1 rRNA gene is annotated in these 1,667 nt (G+C 52.4%); it reads left to right on the top strand.

What is annotated here, in order from left to right:
• Positions 1-125 precede the first annotated feature (125 nt).
• Positions 126-1,656: ribosomal RNA gene (locus PO883_RS34360) — 16S ribosomal RNA — on the top strand.
• Positions 1,657-1,667: the final 11 nt, after the last annotated feature.

Raw genomic sequence — 1,667 nt, 5'->3', positions numbered from 1 at the left:
AGCGCAAGCGATGTTGAATACTTAAATTATCAAATGTTCACAAAAAAGAAACACGGCGCATCGAAAGATGAGCTTGTCAGTATTTTGAGTGAGCGATCTGTCCGCAAGGACATTAAACAGAGATTGAACTGAAGAGTTTGATCCTGGCTCAGATTGAACGCTGGCGGCATGCCTTACACATGCAAGTCGAACGGCAGCGCGGGGCAACCTGGCGGCGAGTGGCGAACGGGTGAGTAATATATCGGAACGTACCCTGGAGTGGGGGATAACGTAGCGAAAGTTACGCTAATACCGCATACGATCTAAGGATGAAAGTGGGGGATTCGCAAGAACCTCATGCTCCTGGAGCGGCCGATATCTGATTAGCTAGTTGGTGGGGTAAAGGCCTACCAAGGCATCGATCAGTAGCTGGTCTGAGAGGACGACCAGCCACACTGGAACTGAGACACGGTCCAGACTCCTACGGGAGGCAGCAGTGGGGAATTTTGGACAATGGGCGAAAGCCTGATCCAGCAATGCCGCGTGAGTGAAGAAGGCCTTCGGGTTGTAAAGCTCTTTTGTCAGGGAAGAAACGGTGAGGGCTAATATCCCTTGCTAATGACGGTACCTGAAGAATAAGCACCGGCTAACTACGTGCCAGCAGCCGCGGTAATACGTAGGGTGCAAGCGTTAATCGGAATTACTGGGCGTAAAGCGTGCGCAGGCGGTTTTGTAAGTCTGTCGTGAAATCCCCGGGCTCAACCTGGGAATTGCGATGGAGACTGCAAGGCTAGAATCTGGCAGAGGGGGGTAGAATTCCACGTGTAGCAGTGAAATGCGTAGAGATGTGGAGGAACACCGATGGCGAAGGCAGCCCCCTGGGTCAAGATTGACGCTCATGCACGAAAGCGTGGGGAGCAAACAGGATTAGATACCCTGGTAGTCCACGCCCTAAACGATGTCTACTAGTTGTCGGGTTTTAATTAACTTGGTAACGCAGCTAACGCGTGAAGTAGACCGCCTGGGGAGTACGGTCGCAAGATTAAAACTCAAAGGAATTGACGGGGACCCGCACAAGCGGTGGATGATGTGGATTAATTCGATGCAACGCGAAAAACCTTACCTACCCTTGACATGTACGGAAGCCACGAGAGATCGAGGTGTGCTCGAAAGAGAACCGTAACACAGGTGCTGCATGGCTGTCGTCAGCTCGTGTCGTGAGATGTTGGGTTAAGTCCCGCAACGAGCGCAACCCTTGTCATTAGTTGCTACGAAAGAGCACTCTAATGAGACTGCCGGTGACAAACCGGAGGAAGGTGGGGATGACGTCAAGTCCTCATGGCCCTTATGGGTAGGGCTTCACACGTCATACAATGGTACATACAGAGGGCCGCCAACCCGCGAGGGGGAGCTAATCCCAGAAAGTGTATCGTAGTCCGGATTGTAGTCTGCAACTCGACTACATGAAGTTGGAATCGCTAGTAATCGCGGATCAGCATGTCGCGGTGAATACGTTCCCGGGTCTTGTACACACCGCCCGTCACACCATGGGAGCGGGTTTTACCAGAAGTAGGTAGCTTAACCGCAAGGGGGGCGCTTACCACGGTAGGATTCGTGACTGGGGTGAAGTCGTAACAAGGTAGCCGTATCGGAAGGTGCGGCTGGATCACCTCCTTTCTAGAGTTGCA

Source organism: Massilia sp. DJPM01, from assembly GCF_030348125.1.
Classification (GTDB): domain Bacteria; phylum Pseudomonadota; class Gammaproteobacteria; order Burkholderiales; family Burkholderiaceae_D; genus Telluria_A; species Telluria_A frigida.
This window is presented reverse-complemented; position numbering and strand designations above follow the sequence as displayed.